Origin of the sequence: Nocardia australiensis, assembly GCF_020733705.1 — a bacterium.
Taxonomy (GTDB): Bacteria; Actinomycetota; Actinomycetes; order Mycobacteriales; family Mycobacteriaceae; genus Nocardia; species Nocardia australiensis.
Map to the genome: position 1 here is coordinate 2007046 of NZ_JAJFZM010000001.1, position 20929 is coordinate 2027974.

Here is a 20929-nt window from a genome sequence, read left to right on the forward strand (position 1 = left end):
CCGTTTGTTACACAGCACACTGCGGCGTCTGTTGCCAGAATGTCGGAGCAGGAGAGTGAGGGAGCGATGTTCGAGAGGTTCACCGACCGCGCGAGGCGTGTCGTTGTCCTGGCCCAAGAAGAGGCCCGGATGCTCAACCACAACTACATCGGCACCGAGCACATCCTGCTTGGGTTGATCCACGAGGGCGAGGGCGTCGCGGCGAAGTCGCTGGAGTCGCTTGGTATTTCGTTGGAGGGTGTGCGCAGCCAGGTGGAGGAGATCATCGGTCAGGGCCAGCAGGCTCCGTCCGGTCACATCCCGTTCACCCCGCGTGCCAAGAAGGTGCTGGAGCTGAGTCTGCGCGAGGCGCTGCAACTCGGCCATAACTACATCGGCACCGAGCACATTCTGCTCGGGCTCATCCGCGAGGGTGAGGGTGTGGCGGCCCAGGTGCTGGTCAAGCTGGGCGCGGACCTCAACCGCGTGCGCCAGCAGGTCATCCAGCTGCTGTCCGGATACCAGGGCAAGGAGCCGGTCGAATCCGGTTCCCGTGGTGAGGCGGGTACTCCGTCCACCTCGCTGGTGCTCGACCAGTTCGGCCGCAACCTGACCCAGGCAGCGCTCGAGGGCAAGCTCGACCCCGTCATCGGCCGCTCGAAGGAAATCGAGCGCGTGATGCAGGTGCTGAGCCGCCGCACCAAGAACAACCCGGTACTGATCGGTGAGCCAGGTGTCGGTAAGACCGCCGTGGTCGAGGGCCTGGCCCAGGCCATCGTCAACGGCGAGGTGCCCGAGACCCTCAAGGACAAGCAGCTCTACACCCTCGACCTGGGTTCCCTGGTGGCGGGCAGCCGCTACCGTGGTGACTTCGAAGAGCGCCTGAAGAAGGTGCTCAAGGAGATCAATACCCGCGGCGACATCATCCTGTTCATCGACGAGCTGCACACGCTCGTCGGTGCGGGTGCCGCCGAAGGCGCCATCGACGCTGCCTCGATCCTGAAGCCGAAGCTGGCCCGCGGTGAGCTGCAAACCATCGGTGCGACCACCCTCGACGAGTACCGCAAGTACATCGAGAAGGACGCCGCCCTGGAGCGCCGGTTCCAGCCGGTCCAGGTGGGCGAGCCGACCGTCGAGCACACCATCAACATCCTCAAGGGTCTGCGCGACCGTTACGAGGCGCATCACCGGGTGTCCATTACCGACGGTGCGCTGGTGGCCGCGGCGACGCTGGCCGACCGCTACATCAACGACCGGTTCCTGCCGGACAAGGCGATCGACCTGATCGACGAGGCGGGTGCGCGCATGCGTATCCGTCGCATGACCGCGCCGCCGGACCTGCGCGAATTCGACGACAAGATCGCCGATGCGCGCCGGGAGAAGGAAAGCGCTATCGACGCGCAGGACTTCGAGAAGGCGGCGCGGCTGCGCGATAAGGAAAAGCAGCTGGTCGCCAAGCGCGCCGAGCGCGAAAAGCAGTGGCGCTCGGGTGATCTCGACGTGGTTGCCGAGGTCGACGATGAGCAGATCGCGGAGGTGCTGGCCAATTGGACCGGTATCCCGGTCTTCAAGCTCACCGAGGAGGAGACCACCCGTCTGCTCCGCATGGAGGACGAGCTGCACAAGCGGATCATCGGCCAAGAGGATGCCGTCAAGGCCGTCTCCAAGGCGATCCGCCGCACTCGCGCCGGTCTGAAGGATCCGAAGCGCCCCTCGGGCTCGTTCATCTTCGCCGGTCCGTCCGGTGTTGGTAAGACCGAGCTGTCCAAGGCGCTGGCGAACTTCCTGTTCGGCGATGACGACGCGCTCATCCAGATCGACATGGGCGAGTTCCACGACCGCTTCACCGCGTCGCGGCTGTTCGGTGCCCCTCCCGGGTACGTCGGCTACGAAGAGGGCGGTCAGCTCACCGAGAAGGTGCGCCGCAAGCCGTTCTCCGTGGTTCTGTTCGACGAGATCGAAAAGGCCCACCAGGAGATCTACAACACCCTGTTGCAGGTCCTGGAGGACGGTCGTCTCACCGATGGCCAGGGTCGGACCGTGGACTTCAAGAACACGGTGCTGATCTTCACCTCGAACCTCGGTACCGCGGACATCTCCAAGGCCGTTGGTCTGGGCTTCTCCCAGAGCAACGCCGAGGGCTCGAACTACGAGCGGATGAAGCTCAAGGTCAACGACGAGCTGAAGAAGCATTTCCGCCCCGAGTTCCTCAACCGCATCGACGACGTGATCGTCTTCCATCAGCTCACCACGGAGCAGATCGTGGAGATGGTGGATCTGATGATCGCTCGCGTGGCCAAGCAGCTGAAGAACAAGGACATGGAGATCGAGCTGGCTCCGCAGGGCAAGGCGCTGCTCGCCAAGCGTGGCTTCGACCCCGTGCTCGGTGCCCGGCCGCTGCGTCGCACCATTCAGCGCGAGATCGAGGATCAGCTGTCGGAGAAGATCCTCTTCGGCGAGATCGGCCCCGGCCAGACCATCGTGGTCGATGTCGAGGGCTGGGACGGCGAAGGCTCGGGCGAGGATGCCAAGTTCACCTTCACCAGTAAGACGAAGCTGACCAAGGAACCCGCGACCGAGGAGAAGCCGGAAGTCGTGCTTACCGGCGCGGGCGAAGGCACCACTGAGACAGCGGCTTCGGGCGAGTAGGCCGAATCGCATCGAAAAGGCCCTCCTCCACTGGATTTCAGTGGAGGAGGGCCTTTCGCTATCGCCGTGCGCGCCGATCGGACTCACGGAGCACGGCCAGCCGGCTGCGGTACTGATCCTCGGTGGTTTCACCGCGTGCGAAGCGATACGCAATGCGCCGATTCCGCTCTGGTGCCGGAAGAACTGCCGCCAGCCTGACGCCGGGCACCCCGCACCCGACATCGGTCCTGCGGCGCTGGTCGCAGTACGCCTGCACGCGTACGGCGTAATAACGCGCGGGCGGCGGTTGCCCGGTCCGCGTACGGTGGATGACGTTCGCGAAATCGAATCAACGGGGGTGTTCATGACAAATCAAGACCTGACACTGATCGCCGTGCTGCTCGACCGCTCCGGATCGATGCAGTCGATCAAATCGGATACCGAGGGCGGGCTCGCCGCCTATTTCGAGCAGCAGCGCGCTGTGCCGAAAACCATTCAGGTGACGCTGGCACAGTTCGACACCGAATACGAATGCCTGTACGCGAACCGTCCGCTCGCCGAGGTGCCGCCGCTCGAGCTGCGGCCACGCGGAATGACCGCGCTGTATGACGCCGTTGGCAGGCTGATCACCGATGTGGGTGCGGAACTCGCGACGCGGCCCGAGCATGAGCGGCCTGGCACGGTTATTGTCGTCGTTCTTACCGACGGACATGAGAACTCCAGCAAGGAGTGGACACACGCCTCGGTGAAATCGCTGATTACCCAGCAGCAGGATGTGTACAACTGGAACTTCCTGTTCCTCGGCGCGAATATGGACGCGGTGGCGATCGGCACCGAAATGGGTTTCGACCCGAAGCAATCGATCACCTACGCGGCGGCACCGGCCGGTGTCCGTGGCGTATTCGGTGCCGCGGCCGCGTATTCCGCACGTGCCCAGGCCGCCGCGCCCGGCGCCCCTCGTCAGGCGTTCACCGATGCCGAGCGCGAGCAGGCGAACCCAGGCAGCTGATCGTCATTTTGCGGGGGTTCCCGCACCCCGTCGGCTCGATGAGTGCTGCGCGATTGTGTCTCACCGCGCCTCCTGTGTGGTCGAGTCACTCGGTTTCGGACCGAGCATCCGCGAGGGCAGGCGTGCCGCGACCCGGAACCCGCCGCTGGGGCGTGGGCCCGCGGTAAGCGCGCCGCCGAGTGCGTGGGCCCGTTCGCGCATGCCGATGATGCCATTACCGCTGGTCGATCCGGACCTCGTCGCAGTGTTGGTGGGGCGCGTGTTGTCGACGGTGATATCAACCGACTCCGCGGTGTAGCGCACGGTCACCATGGCCGCCGCGCCCAGCGCATGGCGCGCCACGTTGGTTAGCGATTCCTGGATGATCCGCACCGCGGCTACATCGATCACGGTCGGCAAATGGTGTGCCTCGCCGATGACGCGTGTCTGTACCGTCAGCCCGGCCGCGCGGGCGCGTTGCAGGAGAACATCGAGGTCCGCGATGCTCGGTGCGGGTGCACGAGGTGCGTGGCGCGGTGTCACGATATCGGAATTGCGTTCGGTATGAACGGAATTGCGTGCAGCCCGCTTCGGACCACGCTGAGCCTTGCTCGAACTCGACGCCTCCCCGGAAACCGGCGCCTCCCGATTCGAATCACCCGACGCGTGCTTGTTATCGTCTCGCAGGTTGTCGATCTCCCTGATGGGAGCGCTTTCCGTCGACTCGGGATCGGTGCTCGCGGCTCCGCTGCGGATCGAATGCAATAGCGTGTGCACCTCGGCGAGCGCGTCCCTACTCGCGGTCTTGATCGCCGCGAGTGCGGATGCTGCCTGCTCCGGCTGCTTGTCGAACAGCTCTAATGCCACCGATGATTGCACGTTGATCAGCGAAAGGCTGTGTGCCAGTACGTCGTGCAGCTCGCGCGCGATGGCCAGCCGCTCCTCGGTCGCCCGCCGCTGACGCTGCGTCTGCTCGTCACGTCGCGCGGCCTCGGCGCGCTGTCTGCGCACCGACAGCATCGCGTGGCGCTGCCGGATCCCTTCGACCACCGCAATGAGCACACCGAGCCAGGCGATCATTCCGAAGGCCAGCCACGAATTGGCGGGGTATCCGATCAGTGCCGGTACCGGCCATACCAGTACGAGATAGCCGATCGGAACGAGAGGGTAAGTCCACCAACGTGATCCGATCACCGCCGCGGAGATGAACGCGATCACCAGCGAGACAAAGATCGGACCGTAACCGTAGCCGCGCAGAAGATAGGTCACGCAGGCCGCGATCGTCACAAACAGCACCGCGAGCGGCTGGTGACGCCGGAAGATCAGCGCAATGGGGCCGACCAGCAACAGCGCGTAGCCGAGCAGGTCCAATGCGTGCGCTTCGGGCTGATTCAGGTTGGCGCCTCGGCCCCCTGCCACCTGGATCACCCCGACCACAAGCACAATGCCGAGGTCCAAGCCGACCGAGCCACGTTTCCATTCCCCTGGCGCTGTCACCCTTGCAGCCTATTAGCAGCTACGTCGCCTGGCGTCCGCCGCGCTATGTATTCAAGGGATATGACTGCAAGGGATACGACTGCAAGGGATACGACGCGGGTAGGCCCAGGCGCGTATCCCGAACACCGCCGCGCGACGGATGTGTCGAACCTGGTCGGCGGCGGATTCTCGAAGCATGACAGATTCCATTGTGGTCACTGTGGGGTTGACCTATGCCACACAGCGGTCGACGGCGTGAGCATGAGCGTCACCTCCGGTGAGGTCTACGGATTTCTCGCCGCGTAGGTTCGAGATGAACCTTGATTCGCACCTCGAGTGAAAGGACCGTGATGCCCACACGTACCGCGCGCACCGCTTGGACCGGCACCCTGCAGGAGGGTTCGGGACAGGTCGAGCTGGCCAGCTCCGGAGTCGGCAAGTATGACGTGTCGTTCCCCAAGCGTGCCGCCGAGGATGCCGACGGCACGACCAGTCCGGAGGAACTGATCGCGGCGGCGCATTCCGCGTGCTTCGCGATGGCGCTTTCGGCGCAGGTCACCAACTCGGGTGGTACGCCGGAGAGTCTGGATGTTTCGGCCGATGTGACTCTGGGCCCCGACCGGGACGGCGGGTTCCGCATCAGCGCCATCAAGCTGACCGTGCGCGGCCGGGTCACCGGACTGGACGACAACGGGTTCGCCGCGGCCGCCGCGGCGGCCAAGGCGGGCTGCCCGGTCAGCAAGGCTCTGGCGGGCGTCGACAACATCACCCTCGACGCGGCCCTCGTCTAGATCGGCTTCGCGACGATCCCCGCACACCATTCAGGGCGCTGCCCGGTGTCATTCAGGCGCTGCCCGGTGTGCGGGGATCGTCGCGCGAAAGTAGCGGCGTGCGGACGGCGCGTACATCGCGGGGATGGCGACGAGGACCGCGATAACATGCCCGGTTCGGAAGGTTCCGGTGAGCGCGGCGGTGACCGTCAGATTCTCGAAGAGGTCACCGATTGCCTTGGCGGACAACGTCGCTGCCAGCGGTTCGATGATCAATGAGGCCAGCCCGACCACCCCGATGCCGAAGGTGAGAATGATGCGGGCCCAGCGCGCGCCGCGCAACATTCGGCAGGCGACGGCGAGAACGACCAGGTAGATAGTGCCCCGGATGGCAAGGCCGGTCGCGAGGGAGCCCACTGCGGCATTCGGTTCGTCGAGTCGCACGGTGACATAGGTGAGCGCCTCGCCGGCACCGCACAGCAGCGCGACGACGAGTGCGGTGAATGCCACCGATACCGAGCGGGGTTGCTGTCGAGGATGTTCGGTGCGCAGCTGTGCTGGCCACACGGAAAAGGCAGTGCCGGTCATGGAACCGACACTGCCCTGGGGTTTCCGAACGCCGAATCAGTCCGAGGTAGCGACCCGCCCTCGTACCGGAGTGCTAGTCCGCGTTGCGAATTCGGTCAGCGCCGCGAATCCGAGGCCGAGGCAGACCCACAGCGTGGTCGATTCGGCCAGCGATGCTGCCCGGAACTGCCACAGCAGGGTTGCCGGGAAGTCCGCGCTCACCTCGTTCACGCCGGGCAGCAGGATGTAGCCGAACCCCGCGACCAGCACGAAAGCCGCCACGCCCGCGATCAGCCGGACAGTATCGAGCTGTGCGGCAAGCCTTTTGTAGACAAAAACACCGATGGCCACGGCCGCGAGGCCGAGCAGTACCGAGGCCAACCACAACAGGGTGCGCTGATTGATCGTGTCCGGATCGCCGACCGCGGGTGGATTCGCCGGGTACTTGAAGAACGGCACCGCGACTAGGGCCGCCCAGCCGCCGATCGCCAGTCCGATCGCGAATTTCGGCCCGGCCAGCATGGTGTACCGACGGGTGAAATGCGCGACCGACGCGAAGATCGCGCCGAACGCCAAACCGGCGAGGCCGAGCGCGAGGAATTGCCCCGCCCTCTGACCGTTCCGGCTGACCAGCGGTTCTTTTGCGTCACCGTGCGAATGCCCGGATCCCGCTTCGGCACCGTGCTCGGTGTGTTCGGATGCGGAATGCGCTTCTTCGATGGCAATTGCGGCGTCCACCTTGGGCTCGCCGACGAAATAGCCCACCGTAGCGGCCAGCAGACCGGCGATGAGGCCGGCCAGCAGGCCGCGTAACAGTAGGATCTTCAGCGTTCCGATCAGTGGCACGGGACACTCAGCAGGTGGCGTCCGTCGTGCATCAGCTCATGCAGGTACATCCCGCTACGCGAGATAACGCCCTGGTCGAAGCCGACCAGGTACAGCGTGAGCAATGCGAGAAGAACGACACCGACTGCGATGAGCACGGTTGCCAATGAGTCGGTTGCCCGGCTCGGTGAATGCGCGATGGCCATTGGAATCCTCCTAGGGATGCGCGTCCCGTCGAGTGGTCGATGCGACGGTGCCGGTGTCTGGCTTTCCGGCACCAGGACTCGAATCGAACCCTTCTGGGTAGGGAACTCATCCTGATGCTCGGAATACAGTGGCGCGACCGCTCCGGATTCACACCGGAATTACCGCGTCACCATCGCGTTTTGTCATTCGAACTGTGACATCCGTATGCGCTTGCCGTCAATAGCTCAAATCTTTACCCAGTCGCGCCGCGCGCTCGGGTCGATGCACGGCGGATCTGCCGGGCGATCAGGAACAAGTGGGACCGTCACGCGCGACGGCCATCTTGTTCCACCAGGTGAGCACGGGCGCGACCACCGCGCCCGCGCCGTATGCCGCGCAGAGCAGGCGATCGGCGCGGGTCAGCGAATGCGGTGCCGAATCGTCAGGAGGCGGACTTCGCGGCGACGTCGAGGACGACCTCGAACTCGAGCAGCGAAGCCCCGGTCGCGACCGGCTTGGCCCGTTCGCCCGAATGCGCTTCGCGCGCGGGCCCGTCCCGCCACTGCGCGAAGGACTCTTCCGAATCCCATTGGGTGACAACGAAATACCGGTTGTCACCGGCCACCGGGCGGAGCAACTGGAAGCCGAGGAACCCCGGCGAGCCCTCGACCGCGTGCGCACGGTGGGCGAACCGCTTCTCCAGTTCGGGCCCCGCGCCCTCGGGAACCTCGATCGCATTGATCTTCACAACAGCCATGGGACCGACAATACGTCTGTCGATAGCAAACGCCTACGGCGAGCGGCGGGGGGCCGCGAACACCCGGCGGTGTCGGCGCTGCAAAATCGACAGGGTGTTACACGACGAGGGTGGGGCAGGGGTGCCGATCCTGCTGCTACATGGATTGATGGGGAGCGCGCGCACCTGGGGTGATCAGGTGGCGTGGCTGCGCGGGTATGGGCACGTGTACACCTTCGATGCGGCCGGGCACGGCCGTGCGGCGCCCGCGGAGTTGACCACCGAGGCATTCGTCGCGGACCTGGCCGCCGCGACAGCGCCGATCACCGAGCCCATGGTGGTGATCGGACATTCCATGGGCGGGCTGCACGGCTGGGTCTTCGCCGCGCAGTACCCGCGGCGAGTGCGGGCGCTGGTCGTGGAGGACATCGCTCCAGATTTCACCGGACGTACCGCGCAGCACTGGGCGGCCATGATCGACGCCTGGCCGCAGCCATTTCCGGATGAACGCGCGGTGCTCGACTTCTTCGGCCCGGTGGCCGGACGGTATTTCCTGAATTCGTTCGAGCATGGGCCCGACGGCTACCGGCTGCACGGATCGGTCGCCACCTTCCGCGATATCTCCGAGGAGTGGGGCACCCGCGATTTCTGGGCCCAATGGCGCGCGGTGCGGGCGCCGGTGCTGCTGATCGAGGGCGAATTCACGATTACTCCGGAGGGGCAGATGCGGCAGATGGCAGCCGAGCACGCCGACGCCGACTACGTGCGCATACCCGATTCCGGTCATCTCGTGCACGATGACCAGCCTGCGCGTTATCGCGCCGAGGTCGAGCGATTTCTGCGCCGGGTGCTCGGACGGTAGCGGCTACCCCTCGGGTTGGCCACCCTCGCCTGCCAGCGCGAACAGACCGTCCGCAGTCTGCTCGATCAGCCCGTCGATCAGCAGTGAATCCAGGGCGCGATCGCGCTGTCCCGGGTCGCGAGTCCAGGCGATATCCAGCCGGATCCGTTCGACCGGTCCACTGGCGTCGCGCAGTACGTCCAGTAGCCTGCCGCGGGCTTGGCGGTCAGTGCCTTCGTATTTCTGCGTGCGCTTGACTACCTCGGATACCGGCCTGCCCGCCGCGACCCACGCACATTTCGGCAGTGGGCAGCGCGCGCAGTCGGGCGTGCGTGCGGTGCACACCGTTGCGCCGAGTTCCATCAGCGCCGCGGAAAACATCGCGGCCCGGTCGATCTGCCGTGGCAGCAGCGCCTCGGTCTCCGGTAGATCGCGCGATGACGGATTCCCCGCCTCGGCGCGTCCATGCACCGCGCGAGCTACCACCCGGCGAACGTTGGTGTCCACCACCGGAACTCGTTGACCGTAGGCGAAGCAGGCGACCGCACGCGCTGTGTACGCGCCGACGCCGGGCAGTCCGAGCAGCACCTCGACATCGGCGGGGACCTCGTCGTCGTGCTGTTCGGCGAGCACTCTGGCGCATTCGTGCAGCCGCAGCGCCCGGCGCGGATAACCGAGTTTGCCCCACGCGCGCAGTACCTCGGCCTGCGAGGAGGTCGCCATGGCAGACGGCACCGGCCACCGGGCGACCCATTCCCGCCAGATCGGTTCGACCCGCACCACCGGTGTCTGCTGCAGCATGATCTCGCTCATCAGGATCTGCCAGGCAGACACTTCAGCGCGGCGCCAGGGCAGATCACGCGCGGTCTCCTGGTACCACCGCAGCAATGCCTCAGCATCCACGCGGTTTACTGCCACTCCGTCCGTTCGCACCTGGCCCGCACCCTCGTGCGCTGCGCTTGGCTTCGGCACCGCCTCACCGTTCCTCGTGTATTTCGGCCCGTCAATATTTGCCGACTCGTAACGAGCCGGACTCGCTGGTAGCCATTGGTGCATGCACAATGGACGGTATGCCTGATTCCAACCCGGTCAGTGCTTGGAAATCCCTTCGCGAGGGAAACGAGCGCTTTGTCAATGGCAACCTGCTGCATCCTAGCCAAGGGGCTATCGACCGGGCCAAACTCGTCAGCGGCCAGCAACCCTCGGCGATCCTGTTCGGTTGCGGTGACTCGCGCGTCGCCGCCGAACTCATCTTCGATCAGGGTCTCGGCGATATGTTTGTGGTGCGCACCGCCGGTCACGTAGTGGACAGCTCGGTGCTCGGCTCGATCGAATACGGCGTGCAGGTGCTGGACGTGCCGCTGATCGTGGTGCTCGGACATGACAGCTGCGGTGCGGTCGGTGCGACGATCGCCGCGCTCGATGGAGGCGAGGTGCCAGGTGGGTTCATTCGCAGCGTCGTCGAGCGGGTCACGCCGTCGATCTTGATCGGCCGCCGGGAGGGGTTGTCGACGATCGACGAGCTCGAGGCGAGGCACGTGGTGGAAACGAGCAAGCTGCTGATGCAGCGGTCCATGATCATCTCCCAGCGCGTCGCGACGGGAGGGTGCGCGATCGCTTGTGTCACATACAAACTCGCCGACGGCAAGGTCAAATTGCAGCGGGTCGTCGGCAATATCGGGGAGCTCGCCTGACTCGGAAGAGGAACTGTTTTCCCAGCGTGCGGGCCGAAATTTGGTTGCCACGATCGCGTTTTCCAGCCCGACACGCCGGGGTCCTGAGTCGCTGCGCTCGATCGTGCGCTTACCGTTGAGGCGTGCTGGAACCGAATGGACCGCTGCCTCCGGAGATCTATTGGCGTCGACGCGTTCTCGCCATCGGAATCCTGGTGGTGGCGCTCGCGCTGGCGATCTGGTTGGTAGTTATGTTCGCGCGCGGTGGTAAGTCCCCCGCGGACACGTCGGCGGCGACTTCGACGTCGGCGCCGACGGCAGCCGGCACGTCCTCGGTTAAGCCGTCGACCAGTGCGGAATCGAGCGCGCCGAAGCCCTCCGACGGTGCCGACGTGAGTGGTGCTCCGGTCGCGCAGGAGCAGTGTCCGGATCAGTCGCTCGCCGTGCGGGTCACCGTCGAACAGCCCACCTATAAAACCGGCGAGCAGCCGGTCTTCGGCATTGTGATCACGAATATCTCCTCGGCGGCGTGCTCGCGCGATGTGGGTTCCGGCCTTCAGCAGGTTTCCGTGCTCACCCTCGACGGTCAGCGCAGGCTGTGGTCGAGCACCGATTGCTACCCGGACGGCCAGCCCGATGTGCGCACTCTCAACCGCGGTGAGCAGGCGGCGTTTACCGTCACCTGGTCGGGTTCGACCTCGCAGCCCAACTGTGCGGGTGATCGTGTTCCGGTGCCGCCGGGCGCGTACGCCGTTGTCGCGCAGCTCGGTTCGGTACGCAGCTCGAGCGAACCGTTCAATATCGCGTAGTCGTGGTGGTCAGAAGGTAGGGGCCAGTTCCGCCGCGGGTTCGTTGCGTGCCTTACGTAACTTGGCCAGTCGAATAGCCGACTTCACGTCGGTCACCTCGTGAATCTTCATACCGCTGCGCGCCCGTTCGGTTCCCGGTGGCACCAGGGCGGTCGTGAAACCGAGCCGCTCGGCCTCGGCCAGCCTGCGCGCGAGTCCGGTCACCTTGCGTACCTCACCCGCCAATCCGACCTCACCGAGGATCACCCAGCCCGGCGGAATCGCGATATCGGATTCGGCGCTCGCGATGGCGAGGGTAATCGCCAGATCGGCCGCGGGTTCCAGCAGCCGCATGCCACCCACCGTAGCGGCGTACACGTCGTGCTTGCCGACGAAGATCCGGCCGCGACTCTGTAGCACGGCCAGGACCATGGCGACACGGTTGTAGTCGAGCCCACTGACCGCTCGGCGCGGCGACGGATTGTCCGTTTTCACGGTGAGGCCCTGGACCTCGGCTACCAGCGGTCGTTTGCCGTCCATCGCGACGGTGACCGCGGTGCCGGGCACCGAATCGGTGCGGTGGTGCAGGAACAGTCCCGATGGATCGGTGACGCAGGCGATGCCGTCGTCGTGCAGTTCGAAGCAACCCACCTCGTCGGCGCCGCCGAAGCGGTTCTTGATCCCGCGCACCATGCGCAGCGTCGAATTCTTGTCGCCCTCGAATTGCAGTACGACGTCGACCAGGTGCTCCAGTGTGCGCGGGCCGGCGATATTGCCGTCCTTGGTGACATGTCCCACCAGCAGAACCGCGATCCCGCTCGCCTTCGCCAGTGATGTCAGCGCGGCGGCCACCGCCCGCACCTGGGTGACGCCGCCGATGGTGCCGTCCACATCGGGCGCGAGCATCGTTTGCACCGAGTCGACCACCAGCAACGACGGCCGCACCTGTTCGACGTGTCCGAGTACCACTGAAAGATCGGATTCCGCTGCGAGATACACCCGTTCGTGCACCGCACCGGTTCGATCGGCGCGCAGCCGAACCTGTCCCGCCGACTCCTCCGCGGTGACATACAACGACTTCTCATCGCGCTGATTCGCCCAGCGGTGCGCGACCTCGAGCAGCAGTGTCGACTTGCCTACTCCCGGCTCGCCGGAGAGCAGCACGACCGACCCCGGCACGATGCCGCCACCGAGCACCCGATCGAGTTCCTCGACCCCGGTCGGCCTGGCGCGAGTCACCTGAGAATCGATCTGGGAGATCGGCGCCGCGGCCGTGCTCGGCAGCATAGCCCGCCGTCCGGCCGGTGTGCCCGGACCGCCCGCCGACCCGGCTACCTCGTCGACAGTGCCCCACGCGCCGCAGTCGGGGCACTTACCCACCCACTTGGCGACCTCATGCTTGCAGGCCGAGCATCGGAAGATCGACTTGGTCTTTGCCACAGGCGCACCTTACGTACCGCATCCGACAACCTGCCGTGCCCAAAAGAACACGGCTGCCGCGCCGATGCGCGGCAGCCGTGTCGACCCCGCGCTGCGGCGGAGCGGCAAGCGATCAGTGCCCGCCCTTGGCGGGCTCGGCGGGGCCGGACAGGTCCGACTCGTGCCGCTCGGTCGATCCGGCATCGACCGGAACATGGACCTGCACGGTGCCGTTCTGCTTGAAATTGAACGAAACGGTATAGGTGAGGCCGGGGGTGATGTCCTCGGTCAGGCCGGTGATCTCGATGGTCGCCGCCTTTGCCGCCGGATCGGTGGCCGGCTTGTCAGTGGGCTGCTGGGCGTGCGCCCCGGACGTCGGCGTGGCCGAGGTCGTCTCGGCCGCGCGCTCGGTCGAGCTGGCCACGACGGTCTGCTGTGGCCTCAGGATGAACGCCGAGTCACCCGGCGGCGGGGTGATTTTCACGGTGCCGAGATCGGTGGTGACGCTGGTGAGTTCGTCCTGGACCGACTCGCTGTTGTTGATGATCGACAACGCTATGAGCGCACTGCCGCCCTTGGTGTTGGTGTAGCCCTCGCCGGGGAAGACGATGTGCAGGTTGCGCAGCGAGATCGTGTTGACGTCCGCGTGGTTGCCGTTCACCGCGGCAACCTGGTCCGCGGTCTGCGAGACCTGGCCCGCGCTACAGCCGGACAGTACGAGCGCCGCGCCTGCTGCGAGCGCGGCAACCGTCACCATGCGACGTCGCGGCCCCTTCGAGGCGGTCACAGCTTTCAGGGCAGTCACGGGTTGTCCCTCCATGTCGACCGGGCACACTCCGCTAGGGAGAGTAGTAACTAGGCAGCGTAGTAGTTGTCTCCACGCAGCGGACGCCGGGGCTCGCGACTCGCTGGTGATTGGTAACAGTTCGGTCGACTGTGTGGCGGGGCGGAGTTGCTGCCAATCGGGCCGAAGGGGTGATGTGGCAATCGCACCGGTCGATAACTCGTTCTGGCACAACGTAATGCACACCAGGTGTGTTCTGTCAACCCCCGTGGTTGGCTCGTTGTGGCCCTGACCTGCACAGTTGATCGCGCCGTTATCGAGTCGCATGTTAAACTGTGAACATCGAAAGGGGCACGGGACACATGATTTTTAAGGTCGGAGACACCGTCGTTTACCCCCACCATGGAGCGGCGCTGATCGAAGCTATCGAGACTCGCACTATCAAGGGTGTGCAGAAAGAGTATCTGGTCCTAAAGGTCGCTCAGGGTGACTTGACTGTTCGCGTTCCCGCGGAGAACGCCGAATATGTCGGCGTTCGTGACGTCGTCGGCCAGGAGGGTCTCGACCGAGTCTTCCAGGTGCTACGGGCGCCGCATACTGAGGAGCCGACGAACTGGTCTCGCCGATACAAGGCCAACCTGGAGAAGCTCGCCTCCGGCGATGTGAACAAGGTCGCCGAGGTCGTCCGCGATCTGTGGCGTCGTGAGCAGGATCGTGGCCTGTCCGCGGGCGAGAAGCGCATGCTCGCCAAGGCCCGCCAAATCCTGGTCGGTGAACTCGCGCTTGCCGAGGGTACCGATGACGGCAAGGCCGAGACACTTCTCGATGAGGTTCTCGCAGCGGCCTCCTGAGGCATGAATGTTGTGAGCAACGACGGTTCTGTCGTTGCATTGGTACCTGCCGCCGGTCGTGGCGTCCGTCTTGGTGAGTCGACACCGAAGGCGTTCGTCGCGGTCGGCGGTACACCTATGGTCCGGCTTGCCGTCGACGGTCTGATCGCCTCCGGGGCGGTCGACCGGGTCATCGTGATGGTTCCCGCCGAATTCGTGGACAGCGCCGTTGCCCTGCTGCCGCCCTCGGATTCGGTTCGGGTGGTGGTCGGCGGCGCCGAGCGCGTCGATTCGGTGCGCGTCGGCATCGCGGCCGCTCCCGACGCTGGTTATTTCCTCGTACACGACGCCGCCCGCGCGTTGACGCCGCCCGCGCTGATCGCCCGGGTCGCTGCCGAACTGAGGGCCGGGAAGCCCGCAGTCGTACCCGCCCTGCCGGTTGTCGACACCATCAAGTCGGTCGACGCGCTCGGCGGCGTGACCGGTACCCCGGACCGCGCGGGACTGCGGGCCATTCAGACACCGCAGGGTTTCGCGGCCGGGCTGCTTCGCGACGCGTACGTGGCCGAGGGCGTCGCGGCCACCGACGACGCGGGGCTCGTCGAATTGCTCGGCACCCGGGTGCACACCATCCCCGGAGATCCATTGGCTTTCAAAATCACCACGCCACTCGATCTGCTGCTCGCGCACGCGGTACTCGACGGCGCGGACATTCGACGGGCGGTTGGCAGGACATGACCATGCGCGTGGGGATCGGCAGCGACGTGCATCCGATCGAACCCGGCCGCCCGTGCTGGATGGCAGGGCTGCTCTTCGACGGCGCCGACGGCTGCGCCGGACACTCCGACGGCGATGTCGCGGCACACGCGCTATGTGACGCATTGCTCTCGGCGGCTGGCCTCGGCGATGTCGGCGCGGTATTCGGTACCGGCAGACCGGAATGGGAAGGCGTATCCGGCGCCGCCATGCTCAAAGAGGTGCGCAGGCTGCTCGACGCGGCGGGCTTCGATGTGGTGAATGCGGCAGTGCAGGTCATCGGCAACAAACCGAAGATCGGACCACGCCGAACAGAGGCGCAGGAGGTGCTCGGCGAGCTGCTCGGGGCCCCGATTTCGGTGTCAGGAACCACCACCGACGGACTCGGACTCACCGGTCGCGGTGAGGGGGTCGCGGCGGTGGCTACCGCGTTACTGACGGCTCGGGTATAGCATCCGGCCCGCCGGACCCGAGCCGGGCCATGAACCAGCAGGTCGACCCGCTAGTATCGACGGTCGTGACTCTGCGCCTTTTCGACACCGAGACGCGGACCATGCGGGAATTCACCCCGCTGGTCCCCGGCCATGCCTCGGTGTACCTCTGTGGCGCAACGGTTCAGGGGGAGCCGCACATCGGCCATGTGCGCAGTGGCGTCGCCTTCGACGTGCTGCGGCGTTGGCTGAGCGCCAACGGCTATGACGTGGCCTTCATTCGGAATGTCACCGATATCGACGACAAAATCCTGAACAAGGCCGCCGCCGCGGACCGGCCCTGGTGGGAATGGGCCACGACGCACGAGCGCGCGTTCGACCGGGCCTATTGCGAGCTCGGCGTGCTGCCGCCATCGGTGGAGCCGCGGGCAACCGGCCACATCACGCAGATGGTCGAGCTTATGCGGCGGTTGATCGATCGTGGGCACGCGTACGCGTCCGAAGGCAATGTCTACTTCGACGTGGTCAGCTACCCGGATTACGGCAGCCTGTCCGGACACAAACTTGATGACGTGCACCAGGGCGAAAGCCTCGGCCTCGGTAAACGCGATCCACGCGACTTCACGATGTGGAAGGCGGCCAAACCGGGCGAGCCGTCGTGGCCGTCGCCTTGGGGACCCGGACGGCCCGGCTGGCATCTGGAGTGCTCGGCAATGGCCGAGTACTACCTCGGCGCGCAGTTCGACATCCATTGCGGTGGTATGGATCTGATCTTCCCGCACCACGAGAACGAGATCGCCCAGTCCAAGGCCGCCGGTGACGGTTTCGCTCGCTACTGGCTGCACAACGGCTGGGTGACCATGGGCGGCGAGAAGATGTCCAAGTCGCTGGGCAATGTGCTGTCGGTGCCCAATGTGCTCAAACAGGTTCGGGCCGTGGAACTCCGGTTCTACCTGGGTAGTGCGCACTACCGTTCGATGCTGGAGTACTCGGACAAGGCGCTGCACGACGCCGCGCAGTCCTATCAGCGCATCGAGGCATTCATCCACCGGGTCGCCGAGCGGGTGAGCGGGATCCCCGTCGGCAAGTGGACCGATGGGTTCGCCGCCGCCATCGAGGACGACCTCGCGGTGCCGAAGGCGCTGGCCGAGATTCACCATGTGGTGCACGAAGGCAATAAGGCGCTGGAGGCGGGTGCGGTGGACGCCGCGCAGGAGCTGGCCGGTCAGGTGCGCGCCATGCTCTCCATCCTCGGAGTCGATCCGCTCGATCCGCACTGGTACACCGCGCAGGACAATTCGGCCGCACTCGACGCGTTGGACGTGCTGGTGCGTGCGGAACTCGAACGCCGCCAGCAGGCGCGCGCGCAGAAGGATTGGGCGAACGCCGACGCGGCGCGAGACCGGTTGCAGGCTGCCGGCATCGAAGTAACAGATACAGCTAACGGTCCGGAATGGTCGCTGGCCGCTACGGCATCATCGCCCCGCGCGGTGCAGAGTGGAAAGGCGAACTGATGGCGGGTAACTCGCAACGACGCGGCGCGATTCGTAAGGGCGGCACCAAGAAGGGCGCCGTCGTCGGCTCCGGCGGCAAGCGCCGTCGCGGCCTCGAGGGACGTGGCGCGACTCCGCCCGCCGAGGCCCGTACCAAGCATCCTGCGGCCAAACGTGCCGCCGCCAAGGCGAAGGCCGAGGCGAAGGGACGTCCCGGCCCTCGCGGCAGTGCCGGTCGTCCAGCGGGTCGCAAGAACGATGACGCACCGGAGATGGTGCTCGGTCGCAACCCGGTGGTCGAATGCCTCCGGGCCGGTGTGCCCGCGACCGCGCTGTATGTCGCGGTCGGCACCGAGAACGACGACCGGCTCTCCGAGAGCGTGCAGATGGCCGCCGACGCGGGCATCGCCATTCTGGAGGTGCCGCGCACCGACCTGGATCGGTTGAGCGCCAACGGTTTACATCAGGGCGTCGGGCTACAGGTGCCGCCCTACCGATACGCGCATCCGGACGACTTGCTCGCCGAGGTCCGTGGTTCCGCCGAACCGGCCCTGCTGGTGGCGCTGGATAATATTTCCGACCCGCGCAACCTCGGCGCCGTCATTCGCTCGGTGTCGGCCTTCGGCGGTCAGGGCGTGCTGATTCCACAGCGGCGCAGTGCGAGCGTTACCGCGGTCGCCTGGCGGACCAGTGCGGGCGCCGCGGCCAGGCTGCCTGTCGCGCGGGCCACCAATTTGACTCGCACGCTGAAGGATTGGGCTGCCAAGGGCATTCAGGTCGTCGGCCTCGACGCGGGTGGCGACACCACCCTCGACGATTTCGACGGCACCGAACCAACCGTGATCGTGGTCGGTTCGGAGGGCAAAGGACTGTCGCGACTGGTCCGCGAGACCTGCGACTCGATTCTCGGGATCCCGATGGCGGGCCCGGTGGAATCGCTGAACGCCTCCGTCGCGGCAGGCGTCGTGCTCTCGGAGATCGCCCGACAGCGCCGCGCCTGAGACGAATCACGCGCAAAGGCGGACCAGCCCAGTAGAATTCGGCTTGTGGTGATACCCAACCAGCCCATCGGTCAGCCGATCGAACACCCGAATGCGACGGCGGTGCTGTGGCTGGGCGCGGCGAGCATGTTCTGCTGCGGCCTACTGGGGCCGGTAGCGTGGGCGCTCGGCAAGCGCGCCCTCGACCAGATCGAAGAATCCGGTGGCGCCTACGGTGGCCGGGCTCAGGTGCTCGTCGGATATATCCTCGGGGTCATCGGCACGATCTGCATGGTCATCTTCGCCGGGATCTTCCTGCTCATGCTGATCGGCGGACGCGCCTGAGCGCGCGGCCGAACATCGATCAATCCAGGCCCGGTTGCTCCGACGCATCGTTGCGGTCCCAGGCCGGCCATTCCTCGGTGACGCTGCCGGACCAGTTGGGCTGCCTGCGGTCACGAAACGCCGCCATGGCTTCGCCGCCGTCGATGCTCTTGCCGACACGCTCGTTCAGGTCCGTTTCCAGCCTGCCGACCATTGCCGGAGTCATGCCGATGCCCTCCCATAGCAGCCGCTTGGATAGTGCCACCGGCAGCGGCGCCGACCCGTTCGCGATGTCGTGCGCGATCGCCAGCGCCGTCGGCAGTACCTCGCCTGCCGAAAGTGCGCCGTTGGCCAAACCCATCGCCTTCGCCTCGTCGCCGTCGAAGGTACGACCGGTCAACATGATGTCCGCCGCATTGGCCATTCCCGCCAGCCGCGGCAACGTCCAATGCACGTAGCCGTCGGCGAGCACCCCGCGCCGCACCTGATTGAGCCCGTACACCGCATCCTGTGCCATGTAGCGCAGATCGCACTGCAGAGCCAGCGCCAGACCGATGCCGACCGCGTGGCCGTTCACCGCAGCGATCACCGGTTTGCGCACCCGCCACGGCGGTGGGTCGATGGTGGCGCTCACATCGCCTACACGACTGGACAGATCCGCTCCCGCACAGAACGCAGGTGGCGTACCGGTGATCACGACGACACGAATCGAATCCTCGACGTCACACCGCTGTAGCGCCGAACTCAACTCGGTAGCCATCGCCGGAGTGAAAGCGTTCTGCTGGGCGGGTCGATTCAAGGTAAGCACGGCGATGCCCGCAGAGACATCAACGAGCAGTTCCGAACTCATGCCACAGGATGGTAGCTGTGTTTGTTTGGCAGCGCCTGCGGCGCTGCGTGTTCGCGGCCCCTTTGGCTCGCGTCCGAGGGGCAAATACTTGCTCCTGCGTCGCTTCGTATTTGCCCCTCGGACGTGAGCCGGCCGCGAACTCTAGTGCTCGGTCTCGCTTCGCTCGAAAACTGTTGTCGTGGCGAGTGGGTGCGTATGTGGGGTGGTGCGGGACCCGGAGTGCGGTAGGAGGCGTTGCGTACCTGGGTGCGCCAGGACGCGCGGGCGGCCGGGATGCCGGGGCTCCGAAATTGGCAGATATGGTGGGGTTGGCACTACCGCCATGGCCGGGTCGAGCCTGAGAATATGGAAGGCGTGAAACGAGGAGTTCTCGCCTGTGCCGGTGCCGTGCTCGCCGGTGTTATCGGTGTCACGACGCCCGCCCACGCGACCGCCCCGCCGCCCCCACGACTGCAGGAGGCGCTGGACCGAGCGGTGGCCGAGGGGTATCCGGGCGTCATCGCCTACGCGAGAAATGGGAGCGAGGTGTGGCGCCTGAGCGCAGGAACGGCCGACCGCGCGAGCCAAGCTCCGGCCGAGACCACCGACAGGTTCAGGATCGCCAGCAATACCAAGGCGTTTGTTGCCACGGTCGTGCTGCAACTTGCCGCCGAGGGCCGCCTGGGGCTCGACGATCCGATCGAACGCATCCTGCCGGGCGTCGTGCGCGGCAACGGTAACGACGGTCGCTCGATCACGGTCCGGGAACTACTGAACAACACCTCCGGCATCTACGACCCCACCACCGACCCCGCCTTCTTCGATCCGTATCTGAGTGACCACGATTGGGGATTCGTGTATCGCCCGCACGACGTGGTGGCCGCGGCGATGACCCATCCGCCGCTCGCCGCCCCGGGTACTACCTGGTCCTATTCGAATACCAACTATCTGCTCGCGGGCATGGTCGTCGAGGCCGTGACCGGGCACCCGGTGCAGGACGAGCTGCGCGACCGCCTGCTCATCCCACTCGGCCTCACTCACACCACATTTCCGCTCACGGATCCGCAGATCCACGGACCGCATCTGCACGGTTACGACCTGTCCGGCAACGACATGACCACCTTCAGCCCGTCCTACGACTGGACCGCCGGCGCACTGATTTCCACCCTCGACGACCTTGCACAGTTCCATCGTGCACTGTTCGGCGGGCACCTTCTGCCTCCCGATCAGCAACGTGCGCTGGAGACCCCGGTCACGCTGCCCGGAGCCCCCGGATATGGCCTGGGAGTGCAGAAGTCGACGGTATCCTGCGGAACCAGCGAGGTCGCGGTCTGGGAAACCGACGGCGGCGGACCGGGCTTCACCAGCATCGCCCTGACGAGCGCGGACGGATCGCGTCAGCTGATTCTGGTCGGCACCGTGTTCGATCTGGCCGCTGACCTGCGACACGAGATTCCGGTCCCACGCACCGACGCACTGGCGGCGGCACAAGATGCCGTTTTCTGCCCATGAGACCGGTGGGTGCGTGGCACCGACGGTCGCACGTGTTGTCTGCCCGGGCGTGCGTGAGACAGCCGGCGCGTGGGTAGGTCGGCGGCGGCTGTCGATACTGTCACGCAATATGCA

At 65.8% G+C, this 20929-nt stretch carries 22 protein-coding genes; 13 read left to right on the plus strand and 9 right to left on the minus strand.

Annotated elements, in window-relative coordinates; translation table 11 throughout:
- The first annotated feature begins 66 nt into the window (after positions 1-66).
- Positions 67-2628: an ATP-dependent Clp protease ATP-binding subunit gene (locus tag LKE06_RS09065; RefSeq protein ID WP_227998156.1), complete on the plus strand. Its 2562-nt coding sequence runs from the start codon at positions 67-69 to the stop codon at positions 2626-2628.
- A 343-nt stretch (positions 2629-2971) separates the two neighbouring features.
- The gene (locus tag LKE06_RS09070; RefSeq protein ID WP_227998157.1) at positions 2972-3616 is read left to right on the plus strand and encodes a vWA domain-containing protein; all 645 of its coding nucleotides are present in this window, start codon (positions 2972-2974) and stop codon (positions 3614-3616) included.
- A gap of 60 nt (positions 3617-3676) precedes the next feature.
- On the opposite strand, the gene LKE06_RS09075 is transcribed toward LKE06_RS09070, so the two are convergent.
- Positions 3677-5092, minus strand: coding sequence for a sensor histidine kinase (locus tag LKE06_RS09075; RefSeq protein WP_227998158.1), 1416 nt, complete (start codon positions 5090-5092; stop codon positions 3677-3679).
- Between the two features lie 329 nt (positions 5093-5421).
- On the opposite strand from LKE06_RS09075, the gene LKE06_RS09080 reads away from it, so the two are divergent.
- Entirely contained in the window at positions 5422-5862 is a 441-nt protein-coding gene (locus LKE06_RS09080) for an OsmC family peroxiredoxin (protein ID WP_227998159.1), read from the plus strand.
- A gap of 48 nt (positions 5863-5910) precedes the next feature.
- On the opposite strand, the gene LKE06_RS09085 is transcribed toward LKE06_RS09080, so the two are convergent.
- The 4 genes from LKE06_RS09085 to mhuD form a co-directional block, all read right to left on the minus strand.
- Positions 5911-6429: a hypothetical protein gene (locus LKE06_RS09085; protein WP_227998160.1), complete on the minus strand. Its 519-nt coding sequence runs from the start codon at positions 6427-6429 to the stop codon at positions 5911-5913.
- Between the two features lie 36 nt (positions 6430-6465).
- Complete coding sequence (locus LKE06_RS09090; protein ID WP_227998161.1) at positions 6466-7254, minus strand: CbtA family protein; 789 nt, start codon at positions 7252-7254, stop codon at positions 6466-6468.
- The gene (locus tag LKE06_RS09095; RefSeq protein ID WP_227998162.1) at positions 7245-7439 is read right to left on the minus strand and encodes a CbtB domain-containing protein; all 195 of its coding nucleotides are present in this window, start codon (positions 7437-7439) and stop codon (positions 7245-7247) included. The genes LKE06_RS09090 and LKE06_RS09095 overlap by 10 nt, the downstream gene beginning before the upstream one ends.
- Positions 7440-7861: 422 nt before the next feature.
- Positions 7862-8176 carry a mycobilin-forming heme oxygenase MhuD gene (gene mhuD, locus LKE06_RS09100; RefSeq protein WP_227998163.1) on the minus strand — a complete coding sequence of 105 codons (315 nt, stop codon included), beginning with the start codon at positions 8174-8176 and terminating at the stop codon, positions 7862-7864.
- A gap of 94 nt (positions 8177-8270) precedes the next feature.
- Here mhuD and LKE06_RS09105 point away from each other — a divergent pair, with 94 nt between their 5' ends.
- On the plus strand, positions 8271-9017 hold the full coding sequence (locus LKE06_RS09105) for an alpha/beta fold hydrolase (RefSeq protein ID WP_227998164.1): 747 nt from the start codon (positions 8271-8273) through the stop codon (positions 9015-9017).
- A 3-nt stretch (positions 9018-9020) separates the two neighbouring features.
- Here LKE06_RS09105 and LKE06_RS09110 read toward each other — a convergent pair whose 3' ends face one another.
- A complete protein-coding gene (locus tag LKE06_RS09110) occupies positions 9021-9914 on the minus strand; it encodes an HhH-GPD family protein (protein WP_227999369.1) in 894 nt (297 codons plus the stop codon).
- Between the two features lie 152 nt (positions 9915-10066).
- On the opposite strand from LKE06_RS09110, the gene LKE06_RS09115 reads away from it, so the two are divergent.
- Both LKE06_RS09115 and LKE06_RS09120 read left to right on the plus strand, forming a co-directional pair.
- On the plus strand, positions 10067-10690 hold the full coding sequence (locus LKE06_RS09115; RefSeq protein ID WP_227998165.1) for a carbonic anhydrase: 624 nt from the start codon (positions 10067-10069) through the stop codon (positions 10688-10690).
- A gap of 122 nt (positions 10691-10812) precedes the next feature.
- Positions 10813-11478, plus strand: a complete 666-nt coding sequence (locus LKE06_RS09120) for a hypothetical protein (RefSeq protein ID WP_227998166.1) — start codon at positions 10813-10815, stop codon at positions 11476-11478.
- A 9-nt stretch (positions 11479-11487) separates the two neighbouring features.
- Here LKE06_RS09120 and radA read toward each other — a convergent pair whose 3' ends face one another.
- Together radA and LKE06_RS09130 are read right to left on the minus strand one after the other, a co-directional pair.
- Positions 11488-12897: a DNA repair protein RadA gene (gene radA / locus LKE06_RS09125; protein ID WP_227998167.1), complete on the minus strand. Its 1410-nt coding sequence runs from the start codon at positions 12895-12897 to the stop codon at positions 11488-11490.
- 112 nt (positions 12898-13009) lie between these two features.
- Complete coding sequence (locus tag LKE06_RS09130; RefSeq protein WP_227998168.1) at positions 13010-13681, minus strand: copper chaperone PCu(A)C domain-containing protein; 672 nt, start codon at positions 13679-13681, stop codon at positions 13010-13012.
- Between the two features lie 341 nt (positions 13682-14022).
- Here LKE06_RS09130 and carD point away from each other — a divergent pair, with 341 nt between their 5' ends.
- From carD to LKE06_RS09160, 6 genes are all read left to right on the plus strand, one after another.
- Positions 14023-14511 carry an RNA polymerase-binding transcription factor CarD gene (gene carD, locus LKE06_RS09135; protein WP_040686206.1) on the plus strand — a complete coding sequence of 163 codons (489 nt, stop codon included), beginning with the start codon at positions 14023-14025 and terminating at the stop codon, positions 14509-14511.
- A gap of 3 nt (positions 14512-14514) precedes the next feature.
- Positions 14515-15228, plus strand: coding sequence for a 2-C-methyl-D-erythritol 4-phosphate cytidylyltransferase (gene ispD, locus LKE06_RS09140; protein WP_227998169.1), 714 nt, complete (start codon positions 14515-14517; stop codon positions 15226-15228).
- A 2-nt stretch (positions 15229-15230) separates the two neighbouring features.
- Positions 15231-15698, plus strand: a complete 468-nt coding sequence (gene ispF, locus LKE06_RS09145; RefSeq protein WP_227999370.1) for a 2-C-methyl-D-erythritol 2,4-cyclodiphosphate synthase — start codon at positions 15231-15233, stop codon at positions 15696-15698.
- Positions 15699-15763: 65 nt separating this feature from the next.
- Positions 15764-17191 carry a cysteine--tRNA ligase gene (gene cysS, locus LKE06_RS09150; RefSeq protein ID WP_227998170.1) on the plus strand — a complete coding sequence of 476 codons (1428 nt, stop codon included), beginning with the start codon at positions 15764-15766 and terminating at the stop codon, positions 17189-17191.
- Positions 17191-18171, plus strand: coding sequence for a 23S rRNA (guanosine(2251)-2'-O)-methyltransferase RlmB (rlmB, locus tag LKE06_RS09155; RefSeq protein ID WP_227998171.1), 981 nt, complete (start codon positions 17191-17193; stop codon positions 18169-18171). Before cysS ends, rlmB begins: the two co-directional genes overlap by 1 nt.
- A gap of 45 nt (positions 18172-18216) precedes the next feature.
- Complete coding sequence (locus LKE06_RS09160; RefSeq protein WP_227998172.1) at positions 18217-18495, plus strand: DUF4190 domain-containing protein; 279 nt, start codon at positions 18217-18219, stop codon at positions 18493-18495.
- 19 nt (positions 18496-18514) lie between these two features.
- On the opposite strand, the gene LKE06_RS09165 is transcribed toward LKE06_RS09160, so the two are convergent.
- Positions 18515-19324, minus strand: coding sequence for an enoyl-CoA hydratase/isomerase family protein (locus LKE06_RS09165; protein WP_227998173.1), 810 nt, complete (start codon positions 19322-19324; stop codon positions 18515-18517).
- 354 nt (positions 19325-19678) lie between these two features.
- On the opposite strand from LKE06_RS09165, the gene LKE06_RS09170 reads away from it, so the two are divergent.
- Positions 19679-20815 carry a serine hydrolase domain-containing protein gene (locus tag LKE06_RS09170; RefSeq protein WP_227998174.1) on the plus strand — a complete coding sequence of 379 codons (1137 nt, stop codon included), beginning with the start codon at positions 19679-19681 and terminating at the stop codon, positions 20813-20815.
- Positions 20816-20929: the final 114 nt, after the last annotated feature.